This window comes from Aegicerativicinus sediminis (genome assembly GCF_015476115.1).
In the GTDB taxonomy this organism is placed as follows: Bacteria; Bacteroidota; Bacteroidia; order Flavobacteriales; family Flavobacteriaceae; genus Aegicerativicinus; species Aegicerativicinus sediminis.
The window spans coordinates 2,392,020-2,406,402 of record NZ_CP064295.1 but is presented as its reverse complement, the minus strand read 5'-3'; the positions used below and the strand labels follow the sequence as shown (position 1 = coordinate 2,406,402).

The 14,383-nt window shown below is 35.2% G+C and carries 12 protein-coding genes; 5 read left to right on the top strand and 7 right to left on the bottom strand.

What is annotated here, in order from left to right; translation table 11 throughout:
* Positions 1-51: 51 nt before the first annotated feature.
* Both rpsO and ISU00_RS10405 read left to right on the top strand, forming a co-directional pair.
* Positions 52-321: a 30S ribosomal protein S15 gene (gene rpsO / locus ISU00_RS10410; RefSeq protein WP_228853727.1), complete on the top strand. Its 270-nt coding sequence runs from the start codon at positions 52-54 to the stop codon at positions 319-321.
* 227 nt (positions 322-548) lie between these two features.
* Entirely contained in the window at positions 549-2,819 is a 2,271-nt protein-coding gene (locus tag ISU00_RS10405; protein WP_228850596.1) for a polyribonucleotide nucleotidyltransferase, read from the top strand.
* Between the two features lie 76 nt (positions 2,820-2,895).
* Here the strand turns inward: ISU00_RS10405 and ISU00_RS10400 are convergent, their stop codons facing one another.
* Positions 2,896-3,417 (bottom strand): hypothetical protein, encoded by a 522-nt coding sequence (locus ISU00_RS10400; protein WP_228850595.1) that lies wholly within the window; start codon positions 3,415-3,417, stop codon positions 2,896-2,898.
* Between the two features lie 359 nt (positions 3,418-3,776).
* Here ISU00_RS10400 and proC point away from each other — a divergent pair, with 359 nt between their 5' ends.
* Genes proC through ISU00_RS10385 form a run of 3 tightly spaced genes read left to right on the top strand, consistent with a single transcriptional unit; the run spans position 3,777 to position 6,566 of the window.
* Positions 3,777-4,580: a pyrroline-5-carboxylate reductase gene (gene proC, locus ISU00_RS10395; protein ID WP_228850594.1), complete on the top strand. Its 804-nt coding sequence runs from the start codon at positions 3,777-3,779 to the stop codon at positions 4,578-4,580.
* 5 nt (positions 4,581-4,585) lie between these two features.
* Positions 4,586-5,362, top strand: a complete 777-nt coding sequence (gene proB, locus ISU00_RS10390) for a glutamate 5-kinase (protein WP_228850593.1) — start codon at positions 4,586-4,588, stop codon at positions 5,360-5,362.
* A 4-nt stretch (positions 5,363-5,366) separates the two neighbouring features.
* Complete coding sequence (locus ISU00_RS10385) at positions 5,367-6,566, top strand: glutamate-5-semialdehyde dehydrogenase (protein WP_228850592.1); 1,200 nt, start codon at positions 5,367-5,369, stop codon at positions 6,564-6,566.
* 107 nt (positions 6,567-6,673) lie between these two features.
* On the opposite strand, the gene ISU00_RS10380 is transcribed toward ISU00_RS10385, so the two are convergent.
* The 6 genes from ISU00_RS10380 to ISU00_RS10355 form a co-directional block, all read right to left on the bottom strand.
* Entirely contained in the window at positions 6,674-7,060 is a 387-nt protein-coding gene (locus tag ISU00_RS10380; protein WP_228850591.1) for a hypothetical protein, read from the bottom strand.
* A gap of 103 nt (positions 7,061-7,163) precedes the next feature.
* Positions 7,164-9,830 (bottom strand): glycoside hydrolase family 3 N-terminal domain-containing protein, encoded by a 2,667-nt coding sequence (locus ISU00_RS10375; protein WP_228850590.1) that lies wholly within the window; start codon positions 9,828-9,830, stop codon positions 7,164-7,166.
* A 151-nt stretch (positions 9,831-9,981) separates the two neighbouring features.
* Entirely contained in the window at positions 9,982-10,710 is a 729-nt protein-coding gene (locus tag ISU00_RS10370) for a sterol desaturase family protein (protein WP_228850589.1), read from the bottom strand.
* Positions 10,711-10,714: 4 nt separating this feature from the next.
* Positions 10,715-11,944, bottom strand: a complete 1,230-nt coding sequence (locus tag ISU00_RS10365; RefSeq protein WP_228850588.1) for a radical SAM/SPASM domain-containing protein — start codon at positions 11,942-11,944, stop codon at positions 10,715-10,717.
* Positions 11,944-13,647 carry a hypothetical protein gene (locus ISU00_RS10360; protein ID WP_228850587.1) on the bottom strand — a complete coding sequence of 568 codons (1,704 nt, stop codon included), beginning with the start codon at positions 13,645-13,647 and terminating at the stop codon, positions 11,944-11,946. The genes ISU00_RS10365 and ISU00_RS10360 overlap by 1 nt, the downstream gene beginning before the upstream one ends.
* 18 nt (positions 13,648-13,665) lie before the next feature.
* Positions 13,666-14,208: a hypothetical protein gene (locus ISU00_RS10355; RefSeq protein ID WP_228850586.1), complete on the bottom strand. Its 543-nt coding sequence runs from the start codon at positions 14,206-14,208 to the stop codon at positions 13,666-13,668.
* Positions 14,209-14,383: the final 175 nt, after the last annotated feature.

Sequence of the window (14,383 nt, the reverse complement as noted above, 5' to 3'; positions counted from 1 at the left end):
CTGAAAGAAAGACTTTCAGATATACATAAGGATCATTTAAATAATATTGGCATGTATTTATCAAAAGAAAAGAAAACGGAGATCTTTGAAAAGTACGGTAGCGGCAAAAGCGATACCGGATCTCCTGAGGCACAAATTGCCCTATTTACTTACAGAATTAATCACTTAACAGAACACTTAAAGCAAAACCGTAAGGACTTTAACACAGAGCGTTCTTTGGTAAAATTAGTTGGTAAACGTAGATCGTTGCTAGATTACCTAACTAAGAAAGATATCTTAAGGTATCGTGCCATCGTTAAAGAATTAGGTCTTAGAAAATAACCATAAACCACGCCTTGTGCGTGGTTTTTTTATATAAATGGCTTGGCAAGCCAAGAAGTTTATCTTCAAATGGTATTAAAATGCTTATCTTTGAAGTACCGGCCAACAAAAAATGAAGCAGCCCAATGCTAGTTGGGCACATAGTTTTTCATTGGTAACACAACTACAACAACACAACCTCAGCCGTCTTAAAGGCGGTTACCAATGTTTAATTAGAAAAATAATTTATGATTCCAAAAACTTTTAAAGAGGTTATTGACCTCGGCGATGGACGTACTATTTCCATCGAAACTGGAAAATTGGCAAAACAAGCACACGGATCTGTGGTTGTGCAAATGGGTAACGCAATGTTGCTATGTACAGTTGTTTCAAATTACGATGCTGCTGATGTCGATTTCTTACCATTAACAGTAGATTATAGAGAAAAATTCGCTGCTGCAGGTCGCTATCCTGGTGGGTTCTTCAAAAGAGAAGCAAGACCTAGTGACGACGAAGTATTAACAATGCGTTTGGTGGATAGAGTTTTACGTCCGTTATTCCCAAAAGATTACCACTCCGAAACTCAGGTGATGATTCAATTGATGTCTCATGATGATAACATTATGCCTGATGCACTTGCAGGACTTGCCGCTTCTGCCGCAATACAATTGAGTGATATACCATTTGAAACACCCATTTCTGAAGCACGAGTTGGTCGTATTAACGGTGAGTTTGTAATAAACCCTAGCCGTGAGCAACTTTTAGAATCAGATATCGATATGATGATTGGTGCTTCTGCTGATTCTGTAATGATGGTTGAAGGAGAAATGGATGAAATTTCTGAAGAGGAAATGGCCGATGCAATTCGTTTTGCCCATGAAGCTATTAAAGTACAGTGTGAAGCTCAAATTCGCTTGGCTGAACAAGTAGGCATAAAAGAAACTAGAGAATACGAGTCAGAAACTGAAAATGAATCTTTGGAGCAAGCAGTTTATGAGGCTGCCTACCAAAAGTGTTATGACATTGCTAAAATGGCCTCTTCTAAACAAGAAAGAGGACTTGCCTTTAGTGAGGTAAAAGATGGTATCCTTGCCAACTATACTGAAGAGGAACAAGAGGAATTAGGTGGATTAATTTCTAAATATTTCGGAAAAGCGCAGAAAGAAGCTGTGAGAAATCTAACCTTAGAGGAAGGATTACGTTTAGATGGTAGAAAAACTACAGATATCAGACCAATTTGGTGTGAAGTAGATTATTTGCCTTCAACACATGGTTCTTCAATTTTCACAAGAGGTGAAACCCAAGCGTTAGCAACTGTTACCTTGGGTACTTCAAGAGAAGCGAATGTTATCGATTTGCCAACATTCCAAGGTGAAGAGACCTTTTATTTACATTACAACTTCCCTCCATTTTCAACTGGTGAAGCTAGACCAATCAGAGGCACATCAAGACGTGAAGTTGGACACGGGAACTTAGCTCAAAGAGCATTAAAAGGAATGATTCCTGAAGATTGTCCATACACTGTAAGAGTTGTTTCTGAAGTATTGGAAAGCAACGGATCGTCTTCAATGGCAACTGTTTGCGCAGGAACTATGGCACTAATGGATGCAGGTGTGCAATTGAAAAAACCTGTGTCAGGTATCGCCATGGGATTAATAAGTGACGGCGAACGATATGCAGTCCTTAGTGATATATTAGGTGATGAAGATCACTTAGGAGATATGGACTTCAAGGTAACGGGTACTGCCGATGGAATTACGGCTTGTCAAATGGATATCAAAATCAAAGGTCTTAGCTATGAGATTTTGGTAAAAGCATTAAAGCAGGCAAGAGAAGGTAGAATGCATATTCTTGAAAAGCTGACAGATACAATAGCAGAACCAAATGCTGAAGTTAAACCTCATGCTCCTAAGATTATTTACGCTACCATTCCTAATGATTACATTGGAGCACTTATTGGTCCTGGTGGAAAAGTTATTCAAGAACTACAAAAGGAAACCAAAACAACTATCGTTATTAACGAAGATCCAATAACCGGAGAAGGAATTGTTGAAATTTTAGGAACTGACCAAGCTGGTATTGATGCTGTTCTTGCAAAAATAGATGCTCTTACATTTAAACCGGAAGTTGGAAGTGTTTATGAAGTTAAAGTTATCAAAATTCTAGAATTTGGTGCTGTTGTAGAATATGTTGAGGCTCCAGGAAATGAAGTGCTTTTACACATAAGTGAAATTGCTTGGGAACGCACCAATAATGTTACTGATGTTCTTAATATGGGCGATGTACTAGATGTTAAATACATGGGTATAGATCCTAAAACCAAAAAAGATAGAGTTTCACGCAAAGTGTTGATGCCAAAACCTGAAGGTTACAAAGAAAGATCTTCACATGGAGGTGGCGACCGTCGCGATAATAGACGAAACGACAATCGAGGAAGGGACAACAGAAATCGCTCTAATAATAGAGATAATCGTGGAGGAGACCGTAGGGAACACTCCAATAGAAATGATAACAACTAAAAAATCATTTATATTCGAAAAAACCGTCAAGCAATTGGCGGTTTTTTTTGTTTAAAACATTATTGCAGAAAATAAGTTACCTTTTTTTATATGTGTACTCTTGTAAGTTTAACGCCAACTCTTTCGAAGATTTTGGGTCTCCATTATTTTTAAAAACCATTCCACCACTCGAACCTATTATAGCACCAATACCAGCGCCAATGGGAGTGGTGATTAACATGGTGGGAAAAGTACCTAAATTTTCTTTTGCAAAGTTAAACCAGGCCGAATCATCTTCACCTTCAGCTGTTGCAGCAATTAAACCCACAACTGCGCCTATGCCAGCACCAAGAAGTACACCACCTGGCCCTCCTTTTTTCCGAATCTTTAATACTCTAATATCCGTTAAATTAAATCGGACAAGTTGCGAAGAATCCATTTGTTTACCCTCAAATAAATACAGGCTTGTACTATCTACATCATATAGGATATTTTTAAACTTTTCCTTGTTAACCAGTTCCAATTTACAGTTATACAAAGGAGATTTTGGTTTTTGCCCAAATCCATTTAAGGTAAAAAGTAAAATACAACACAAGGTAAAATTCTCAAGAGCTTTCATTGACCAATTAGATTAAAGTACTTCTAAATGTATATCAAAATTCGATTGGTTTGTTCCGCAAAGTCAATGAACATTTCCACATTTTTAATGAATTTAGAATAATCTAAATCGCAGTTTAATATCTTTTCTAAGTTCGAAATAGGTACAATTAGATAAAAATCCGACAGTATGTCAGAAATTATGGCATAATTTATTTTAATACATTTTCGAATCTCCTAAGAATTCCACCTTCAGGTTATGGCATCCTTCAAGTATTCCCCATAATTTTAACATATTCGCTAAAATCATAAAATAACTTTTTTAGTTGGCACGATTGCACAATCCTTGTGCCTATAGGGTGAATATTTATAAAATTAAACATGAAAGTTTTAGTAATCGGTGCGGGTAATATGGGATTTACTTACGCCGAAGGCATGTCGACTTCTTCATTACTTGGAAATAAGAAATTGAAGATTTACGATACTGACCCAAAAAAAATAGAACAATTACAAGAAGACGAACGTTTTCAAGCTTATTCAAATCTTGAAGATTGTTTACCTACTGCTGATGTTGTTTTCATTGCAGTAAAGCCATTTCACAGTGAAACACTATTTAAGGAAATGATTCCTTTGATTAACGAAGATCAACTATTTGTTTCCTTGATGGCAGGAGTAACGATTCAAACTATTCAAGAACAACTTCAAGCTAAGAAAGTTGTGAGGACCATGCCAAACTTACCTGCGAAAGTAGGGAAAGGCGTTACTTCATACACTGAAGCCAAATCCGTTTCAAGGATAGAATTATTAATGGTGAGAAATCTATTAGACACCACCGGAACATCCATACATGTGGAGACAGAAAATTTTATTGATGCTTCCACTGGTATATCAGGGAGTGGACCCGCCTACGTATTCTATTTTATGCAATCCATGTTGGAGGCTGCACGTAAAATGGGCTTTTCGGAATACGATTCAAAAGTTTTAGTAAGCAATACGTTTGAAGGGGCAATTGAACTTTTTAATGCAAATAAAATTTCTCCGGAAGGTTGGATTAAAAAAGTTGCTTCTAAAGGAGGAACAACCCAAGCTGCCATTGATTCAATGGAGGATAACAATGTCAAAGAACGGATAAAGGATGCCGCGTTCGCTGCATTTGATAGAGCCGTTGAATTGGGAAATAAATAGAAACAATGGAAAAAGAAATAAAACGTGTAGTCGTAAAAGTAGGAACCAATGTTCTTACAAATCGAGACAATCGCATATTAGGACCTGTATTAAGGGAATTGGTTAGACAAATATCCATACTGTACGAACGTAAGATACAAGTTATTTTGGTTTCATCCGGTTCGGCAATCGCAGGAAAAGAAATCTTAGGAGAGATTTCAATCAAAGACACTTCCGTGAGAAGGCAGGTTTATTCATCCGTAGGACAACCTCGATTGATGCGCCATTATTATAGTCTTTTCAATGATTACGGCTTAAGATGTTCTCAGGTTTTAGCAACAAAACGTGATTTTGACCAAGGTAAACACCGAGATAACATGATTAAGTGCTACGAGGGTTTATTATCTGAAGGGGTAACACCAATTGCCAATGAAGATGACGCAGTTTCACTATCAATGTCAATGTTTTCGGATAATGATGAGTTAGCAAGTCTTGTGGCTGAATTATTAGACGCCGATCGTCTTATAATACTTTCCGATACCGAAGGACTTTATAATGGTCATCCCGATAGAGAGGATACCAAGAAAATTAATGAGGTTAAGGTGCATCATAATGTAGAGAAATACGTTGCTGCAACTAATAAACAGGAAGGTGAAGGTCGAGGAGGAATGGAATCCAAATTAAAAATAGCTAAGGGAATGGCTAAGAAAAATATTCCTACATATATAGCCAATGGTAAACGTGACAATGTCATCGTAGACATTATAGACGGTAAAAATATTGGAACAAAATTTATAAGCTAAAAAAATGCAATTATTAAAAACAGAAATAAAAAATAAAGTACTGTTATCCATGATCAACATCTTGGATAGAGAGCGCCAATCAATTATTGAGGCAAATAAAAAAGACTTGGATGCCTTTGATATAGATGACCAGGCTCTTTATGACAGATTAATCGTGAATAATCAAAAAGTAGATGGAATGATTAAAGCTGTTAAGGAGGTGATGAATCAGGAAGATCCTGTCGGTCAAGAGATTTCAAATGAATCCTTGGATAATGGTTTGAAAATTATAAATAAAACCGCTCCATTTGGCACTATCATGATTATATATGAATCAAGGCCTGATGTAACCATAGAAGCTTCAGTTCTAGCCTTTAAAGCGAATAACAAAATTTTACTAAAAGGTGGAAAAGAGGCAAAGAACAGCAATCTTGCTTTGGAGAAATGCTGGCATGAAGCCTTAGAAGAAAATGGATTAGCTAAGGACTGGATTAAACTTTTGCATTTAAAACGAGAGGAAACCCAAGAATTTCTAAAAAATCCAACAGAATCAATTGACTTGATTGTTCCAAGAGGTGGCGAACGGCTTATTAAATTTGTAAAGGATAATGCTAACTGCGCGGTTTTAATTAGTGGACGAGGTAATAATTTCTTATATGTCTCAGAAAATGCCAATTGGGAAAAAGCAAAGACAATCATATTAAATGCTAAAACAGATAAAATTTCAGCTTGTAATGCTTTAGATAAAGTATTGATTAATAAGAATATTGATAATTATTCCGAAAAGCTCAAAGAACTTCAAGAACTCCTTAACCAGCACAAAGTAGAAATAATTGTTGATGAGGGGATTTCTAAAAAGCTATCAACTATTGAAACAGTAACAGATAGTAATATTTGGTATGAGGAATTTCTAGCAATGAAATTGCTTATTGGTGAAGTTGCATCAATAAATGAGGCTATTGAAAAAATAAATGAATTTTCTGGTGGGCATTCTGCTTCTATAATTTCTGAAAATGAAGAAGAAGCTATAAATTTCATGGAAGGTGTGGATAGTGCTGCTGTGTACCAAAACGCCTCCACAAGATTCACCGATGGCGGACAAATGGGGGTTGGTGCAGAGCTAGCGATTAGCACCGACAAACTTCACCATCGTGGTCCTTTAGGTCTAAAACAACTGGTAACTAATAAATATTACGTGTTCGGTGATGGACACGTAAGAGTTTAAAGTTTTAACAACTAATACTGCTGAAAAACCGCTCCAAATATTGAGCGGTTTTTTATTTTATTCAATTGAAAGTTAGGTTGTATTATTTAGGCAATCCTTGTTTAATGTTAATCGTCCCCACATAAAAGACATGAATAATCAAGCTCATTTGCAGCAGTTACAATAAGAATTGTCAGTGGAATCAAGCCTAATGAAGCCGTTGCAACTGCTGAAAGCGCTGTATTCTTTTTCTTTGCTTCACTCACCTGTTCAGTATAAATTTTTGTTTCCATGAAATTACCTCCTTTCAGCTTTGTTTGACCCCAATATTCTTGGTCTTTTTTTACAATCTTGTAATATGTTAGCCGTTTATTATCATTAGTTTTTATTAAAGCCTTTTTATCAATTGCGCTTAATTCTTCAAGAGAAGATTTTTGGTATACGGAACAACTAAACAAAAAGAATAAACTCATTGCTAGAGAAATAAACTGTTTAAGGAATGTTGGTAATTTCATTTTTTTAGAATTTAATAATGGTTTCATTAAATCTATTTCAATAATCTCAAATTAGAATCCGAAAAAATTGATTCTAGAGAAATTCGGACAAATAATAATGGTTCTATTTCACCCTAAAAGTTGTAGAAATAGTCTCATTTATATTGCCACCTACCATTACTTTAAAATCTCCAGGTTCTACAGTGAATTTCATATCCTTATCCCAAATGGAAAGTTCATTTGAATTCAACTCGAAAACCACTGTTTTGGTTTGACCTTTGGGAATAAATACCCTTTGAAATCCCTTTAAAGACTTTCGTGGCGTAGAAACAGAGGCGTAAACATCTTGGATATATAACTGAGCTACTTCTTCCCCATCCCTATCCCCAGTATTTTTAATATCCACATTAACAGTTAATGTGTCGCTCGACCCCATTTCTGAAGTACTCAATTTTAAATTGCTATACTCGAAACTAGAATAACTTAAACCAAAACCAAAAGTATATAATGGATCTTGACTCTCTGATACATACCGATGGATTGCTGAGGGTTTTTGGTTGTAATATATTGGCAATTGACCCACGGATTTTGGAAATGTGATAGGCAATCTACCTGCAGGGTTGTAGTAACCAAACAATACCTCTGCCACTGCCTGCCCTCCTAACTCCCCAGGAAACCATGCTTCAATAATTCCTGGAACATTATTATTTATCCAATTAATCGATAGTGGCCTCCCATTCAAAAGGATACAAATTACTGGAGTACCGGTGGCTTTAATAGCTTTAATTAATTCTTCCTGTGCCCCATGCAAATCTAATGTAGCCACGTCTCTATTCTCTTCTACCAATTCCTCTGATTCTCCTAAAACTACTATGGCCACATCTGAAGATTTCGCTAGATTTACTGCTGGGGTAAAATCTAATTTTTCAAGATTCCACCGTAAATGTGCCCTTGCTCCCCAGCCGCCTTCCCACATTTCAATACGCAACTTATATTTTTTACCTGATTCAAATTTCATAGGATGGGTTACAATGTTTGTAGCGCCCTTAGTCCAATTATCAATTACCAATTGATCATCGATCCACATACGGATACCATCATCAGAGCTGAGTCCCAACCAACCTTCAAAAGATTTTTCCGGTTTTAAATATCCTGTCCATCGAATGGAAAACATATCGTCCTGAACACCTTCTCCAGGAGACCACGGCCAGTCAAATTCCAATTTAGAATCTGTGCGGATAAGTGCGGGATCGCCGTTCAAATTGCGATTATTGAAATATTCCCCTTTTAGTCCAGGGGTTGTGCCGTCAGGTGTTAATAAATATTCATTCTCCACAGCTTGACCCTTTATAATTAAAGGAACTCCTTCTGCATACACAATTTCAGTAGACTTACCTACCATCCGTTCCAATCCTTCCTTGACCGTTAAAGCTTTTTTATTTCGAACTGAATAACCACCTAACCTAGAGGCATCCGCGTTAGGTCCAATAACCGCAATTCTATTTAGAGTGTTGGATAGCGGTAACACATCATTTTCATTTTTTAGTAGAGTAATAGACTTCCGCGCTGCTTCCAATGCAATTTGTTGATTGTCATTAGTATGACTACGTTCCTTAATAATCCCTTCTTTTATGTAAGGATTCTCAAAAAGCCCTAGGGTAAATTTCAATCTCAAAACTCCAGTTACTGCTCTATCAACATGGCTCATAGATAGGTCTCCCTCATTAACCAATTCAATAAGAGTATTTTGCCAAAATTCATTACTGAAATCGTAGAACTGCATATCAACTCCGGCAGAAACCGCTTTTTTAATAGCATCTTTAGGGGAATCCGCGGCGTAGTGTGTAGTTTGAATATATTTTATTGCTCCCAAATCTGAAATGACAATGCCTTTAAATCCCCATTCATTTCTTAAAACTTCAGTTAAGAGCCAAGGATTTGATGCACACGGAATACCATCTAATTCAGAATAGGCGCACATCGTCCCCAAAGCACCTCCCTCAACAAATGCCTTTTGAAAAACAGGAAGAAAATCTTGCCGTGCAGTACGTTCTCCCACGAGTACTGGTGATGAATTACCTCCCGCTTGAGGATAACTATGGACAGCAAAATGTTTAGGTTCTGAAATAACAGTGTTATCATTAGCTAAAGTATCTCCTTGCATTCCTTTCACCAGTGCCAGCCCCAATTCTGAGGCTAAGTAAGTGTCTTCACTTAAGGTTTCAGCCACCCTACCCCAACGTGGCTCTCTACCAATCCCTAAAACGGGACCCAAACCATAATGAACACCATGGGCCCTGGCCTCTGTTCCAATTACTCTCCCCACATCATATAACAAATCGATATCCCAGGTGGCCCCTAGACCAATACTCATTGGGAAAGCAGTATTGCCATCATCCACGTATCCGTGAAGCATTTCAGCCATAATAAGAGCAGGTATTCCCCAACGATTATTTTCAATCACATACTGTTGAAGGTCATTAATCATTTTTTCGGAACGAGGATAAATATCATGGATTGCGCCAACCCCCAAATTTCCAACGTGAGGAGCTGCTTTTATTGAATCGAATGTTTCTTCAGTCTTAAAGTACTCTCCTTTATACATATCCATTTGCCGAACCTTTTCTTCTAGGGACATTCGGGAAATCAAATCCTTTATTCGATCTTCTACTGATAAATCTGAATTTTGATAGGGATATGAAACTTTTTGTGCAACTAATACATAGGGGAGAAAAAAAAGAAAAACCATCATCAAAAGAGGATGGTTTTTATAAAGAATAATTAAGTTCATTTTAAAAAGTTGGAATAGTACCCAATGTTACTAATAAAACTTAAAATGGTCAATTAAATTAGGTCAAAATACGGTTAAACTAAATAATACTGAGATGGCTAATATTTTAATTTTTTAAATTCAAAGAGTAATAAATTTTTATGTTTAAATATCATTTTAATTTAGATTTAAAAGTTCCCATTAAGCGATCCCAAATAGTAAAATAAAGACCGAAATTATACCGGGAGTTTTTATGATGTATATCATGTTCAACCGATGTATTTTGCCATCTACCCACTCTTAACAAGGGTATATCGAATCCTAAATGAACAAAAGTGTCGTACAGAATCATAATTGTCACAAAAATCAGCAAAGCATATTGATGCCAAGGTATTATAAACATGATTATTGGAATTATTCCCATAGTTAGAATACTTTCAAAAGGATGAAAAGCAAAGGCACAGAAGGGAGATGGATTTTTAAAGCTATGATGCAATAAGTGGACATATTTAAAAATCCTTTTGTGATGAATAATCCTATGAATCCAATAAGAATAGGCATCGTGAAGAATGATCATCAAACAAATACTTAAAATGAAATAACCCCATCCGAATTCAGAAATTTCTGAATAGTTTTTAGTCAAACCGGTTTTGAGCCATATTAAGAACAACCAAATCCCTGAACTATAAATGAACAATGTTAAAACTGAAAATTTAATTTCTTTAAATATCTGATCAATACTTGGGTATTGTTTCTGGAGTTTATAACCACCAAATCTTGGATTTTTTAATACATATAAATAGATATATGGTATTCCGGCAATTAAAAAATACCGAAGCAACAGGGCTATAAATAGTAGTAACCAAATTTCAAAATTTCCCAAGCTGAATAAAAATTCCATGTTTTTAATTTCGGAAAGTTGGACATCCATTTTCCCTTAAATTAATTAGTTGAGAATCGAAATTGTCATCTAACACATTTCCATAAGGTGAATGACAAAATGTGCACGCATGTAAATCTCCCTTTGCATCAAGATAGATACTGCGTTTTGCTCCTGCAAAACAACCCATTCTTCTTTGGTAATAACCGTGATAGGAAATTAAAGGGTATTCTAAATAATCGTTTGTGAAGTTGTAGGTTTCATAAAATTTCTCCAAAATTTTAATTTTAGAATACTCTAATTCAACATCTTTACCTTTATAATGACCCACTTTCTTGGGCTCAAGAATTTGAACAAAGTGCACCCCTATATCCTTGGCCAATTCCATATATCTATCTAAGTTAGTAACAGTAACAAACTCATTTGAAACACAGATGGAAAATGCTGTAACCAAGCCATTATTAATACAATTTTTAGCTCCTTCAATAGCGCATCGATAAGCACCCTTATACTTTCTAAAATCGTTATGTTTATTTTCTTCAAAATGGTCTAAACTAATCATTACTCCCGTTAATCCCTCCTTTTTTAATTTTCTAGCATTTTCAAAGGTTAATTTAAAGCCTGAGGTATTCAACCAAAGATTTGATTTCCAATTACCCGCTCGAACCAATTCAAGCAATATGTCTAACTTTATCATTGGCTCACCTCCGGTGAAATGAATCTGAGCAGTACCCAATGACTGTATTTTTTGGATTACGGAAATCATTTCCTCTTTATTCAGCGGATCCCTTTGGTTTAAATTATCCCAGGCATAACAATGGTCACAACGCAAAGCACATTTATTAGTTATTGCTAAATGGACATGATTAAATCTAAATACTTTTTGGCTATGACTTTTGAAATGGATCAATTCAGACGTTATGAACCGCCTATAAATTGAATCATTCCAACCAGGTGTATAGAGACCCATATAAGATTTTCCGTCAACCTCTACCATTTTCTTTAATGTAAATTCACCCAAAACACTCTTTCTTAACCTTATCAGAAAAATCATCCCCCTAATCCAATCAAAAGGATTTTTATAGGTCTCTATTAAAATTTTTATAAGGCTAAAACGTAGGAACCAATGTCTTTTAATTAGTGACCTTCCGACTAAATTTTTAGATTTAGATACCAATTCTTTATTATGAATCAATCTTAAATCGGCAACCTTTGATTCTCTATTTATATTTGATTCTAAAATTGTGGCTCTCATTATTTCAAGGTCATTTGGTTTTCGGCATTGATAAATGGCACTACTGTCTCATTGTATTGCATTTCTGAAAATCTTGGAAAATATCCAGGCTTACGGAATTGTACTAATTCTGTGAAATTCGGGATCCCTTCATAATCTCTTATATAAGTATAATAACCTTGTGACTGCACAAAGAAGGACCTTTCTAAATCTGGGTTTTGTTTTGGAGCTTTAAATGACACTTCAACTGATTGGCCAATCTCATCTTGAATGTGATATTCATTGTCAGCTTTCAGCAATGAATTAGTAACATCTTTCCCTATATTGGTAATGGCCAACGATGGAGCTATTTTATGAATTATTGCCTCACTATTTGCATCAAAACTCATTGCTGCATAGTCTAACTCCCAAAACATAAATCCTGTTTCCAATTTTATTTCAACAGTATCGCTTTTAATATTCTCAAGATTTACTGAAAGACCAATATCTCTAAATGCTATTGGCCCAGCAGATGGAATGTCTGATATTTTCTTCCATACTCCATTTTCCAAAACAGAAACGCTTAATGGAATTGATTGGTTGTTTTTCCACTCCTCAGCTTTGTCTTTGGTTAGATCTAGTTGATTCTTTTGAAAGGTTGGATAATAAGCGCCGAATTTTTCATTCATTTTTCCGAAAAGCATATCAAGCCAAAGAGAATTTTTAGCACTTAATTTCAAACTTGCATTTTTTGCATTTGAATGGCGTTTAAATTTTAGGGTTAGTTCCCTCGTATTTTTTGAATTAGTGTTATTTGAATTAAAGGAAAAATACCTATTATCTAAATTTTCAATTATTGAAATATCAGCATTATACCCATCTTCATTAATTGCATAAGGGGAAACTAAATTTTCAAAATAAACCGGTTTACCCATAGGATCTAAAAGAACCTCTGTTGATTTGTTGTGATCTATTACCCAAAGTAGAATTTGGTCGGTATGTTCTACCTCTAAAAGTTCATTACTGATTTTTATTTTATAAAATCCATCGGAGTTTTTTATTCCTGATAGTCTAAGGTAATCCGGAGATTGTGCATTTTTAATAATATTTCCTGGATACAATTCCCCGCTGAAGACATAATCTTGACCATCATATGAATAAATAAAAGGGCAAGAGCTTTTTGTTGCTGCAATAATAATTGCAATTACAGCAAAAGCACCTAGGACACCAAGAAAAACATTTGCAACACTTCTACCGGTATTTTTGTCTACGATTCCTACCGATTCCAATTTTGCTAGATTAATTTCATCATTAGTCCCTATATTTAAATCAACATCATTGGAAAAATAGAGATGCACTTCATTAAGTGGGTTTTGAGTTTTCGGATTATATTTTCCAGACTTTCCAATAGTTGGAACCTTTTTATATATATGATTTGAACCAACTGCAGTAATGTTTCCTTTAATAGTAAAATTATCCCCATCTATGACAGGATCCTGCAAATGAAAAAGGTCTATTCCCCTATGAAGGACCATATACTTACTTTGATTGTTGAATTCATTTAGCTTATTTGCAATGTCCTCATTATTGGCAACAGGGACTTCCTGAACTTTAAAATAGGAACATCCCAGATTCAGTAGAAGTATGGCAAAAGTGAATATCCATGAAATTATTTTACTGTTTTTTTTACCAATAGAGTAAAGTGGTACGTTTTGATTTGGTTGAGAAGATTCAAAAGCTCTCATGATATTAGATTTATATGATTAGTTAAAATGATATTGAAGTGACAGTCCCCCAGATAGGAAAAGTGGGAGAATATTAAATTGTGACCCTAAAGCCAATGATAAATTATCAGTGAAATAATACCTTAACTGTGGTTTTAACGATAGAGCAAAGAGTTCTTCTTTTAAATTATAAGTACTGCTTTCTATTCGATGATAAAATAAACCGACACCAATAGTTCCATCAAAGGAAAAATTAGATGAAAATTTCCATTCCTTACCTAAAGTAAAATTCCACTCAGTGTAACTTTCATCACCATTCTCGAAATAATCGACCAAATCTGGACTTGTTCCAGTAATTATACGGGCACCAAAAATTACATCATCCCAGAAAAAATCTATTCCACCAGTAAAATTAATACCATTAAAATCTTCTGTATCCCAATTTCCATCGAGAGTAGTAAACATGCCAACTTCCGCATAGATTGACCTGAATTTTATATGGGAATTATTCTGGCCAAAACTATAAACGGAAATAAAACATAAACCAATTATAAGAGACTGCTTAAATAATGAATTTTTCATCGTCTTAAATTTTATACTTAACTAAGTTAAAACGACAGTAAATATTGGGAGTCCGAAAAGTTCTATGGGAGAGGATTTGAGACTATAAGTTACGAAATTCAGACAAATTTTGTTCCCAAAACTTTTATGAAAATGGATGCTTTAAATTGAGATTTAATACAATTTAGAAAGCTCG

What these genes read in the sequence shown, in the direction of transcription:
- ISU00_RS10405 (WP_228850596.1), top strand. Translation starts at nt 549, where the DNA reads ATGATTCCAAAAACTTTTAAAGAGGTTATTGACCTCGGCGATGGACGT.
- ISU00_RS10365 (WP_228850588.1), bottom strand. Translation starts at nt 11,944, where the DNA reads ATGAGAGCCACAATTTTAGAATCAAATATAAATAGAGAATCAAAGGTT.
- proB (WP_228850593.1), top strand. Translation starts at nt 4,586, where the DNA reads ATGGAAAAAGAAATAAAACGTGTAGTCGTAAAAGTAGGAACCAATGTT.
- ISU00_RS10360 (WP_228850587.1), bottom strand. Translation starts at nt 13,647, where the DNA reads ATGAGAGCTTTTGAATCTTCTCAACCAAATCAAAACGTACCACTTTAC.
- ISU00_RS10375 (WP_228850590.1), bottom strand. Translation starts at nt 9,830, where the DNA reads ATGAACTTAATTATTCTTTATAAAAACCATCCTCTTTTGATGATGGTT.
- ISU00_RS10370 (WP_228850589.1), bottom strand. Translation starts at nt 10,710, where the DNA reads ATGGAATTTTTATTCAGCTTGGGAAATTTTGAAATTTGGTTACTACTA.
- ISU00_RS10385 (WP_228850592.1), top strand. Translation starts at nt 5,367, where the DNA reads ATGCAATTATTAAAAACAGAAATAAAAAATAAAGTACTGTTATCCATG.
- ISU00_RS10400 (WP_228850595.1), bottom strand. Translation starts at nt 3,417, where the DNA reads ATGAAAGCTCTTGAGAATTTTACCTTGTGTTGTATTTTACTTTTTACC.
- proC (WP_228850594.1), top strand. Translation starts at nt 3,777, where the DNA reads ATGAAAGTTTTAGTAATCGGTGCGGGTAATATGGGATTTACTTACGCC.
- ISU00_RS10355 (WP_228850586.1), bottom strand. Translation starts at nt 14,208, where the DNA reads ATGAAAAATTCATTATTTAAGCAGTCTCTTATAATTGGTTTATGTTTT.
- rpsO (WP_228853727.1), top strand. Translation starts at nt 52, where the DNA reads ATGTATTTATCAAAAGAAAAGAAAACGGAGATCTTTGAAAAGTACGGT.
- ISU00_RS10380 (WP_228850591.1), bottom strand. Translation starts at nt 7,060, where the DNA reads ATGAAATTACCAACATTCCTTAAACAGTTTATTTCTCTAGCAATGAGT.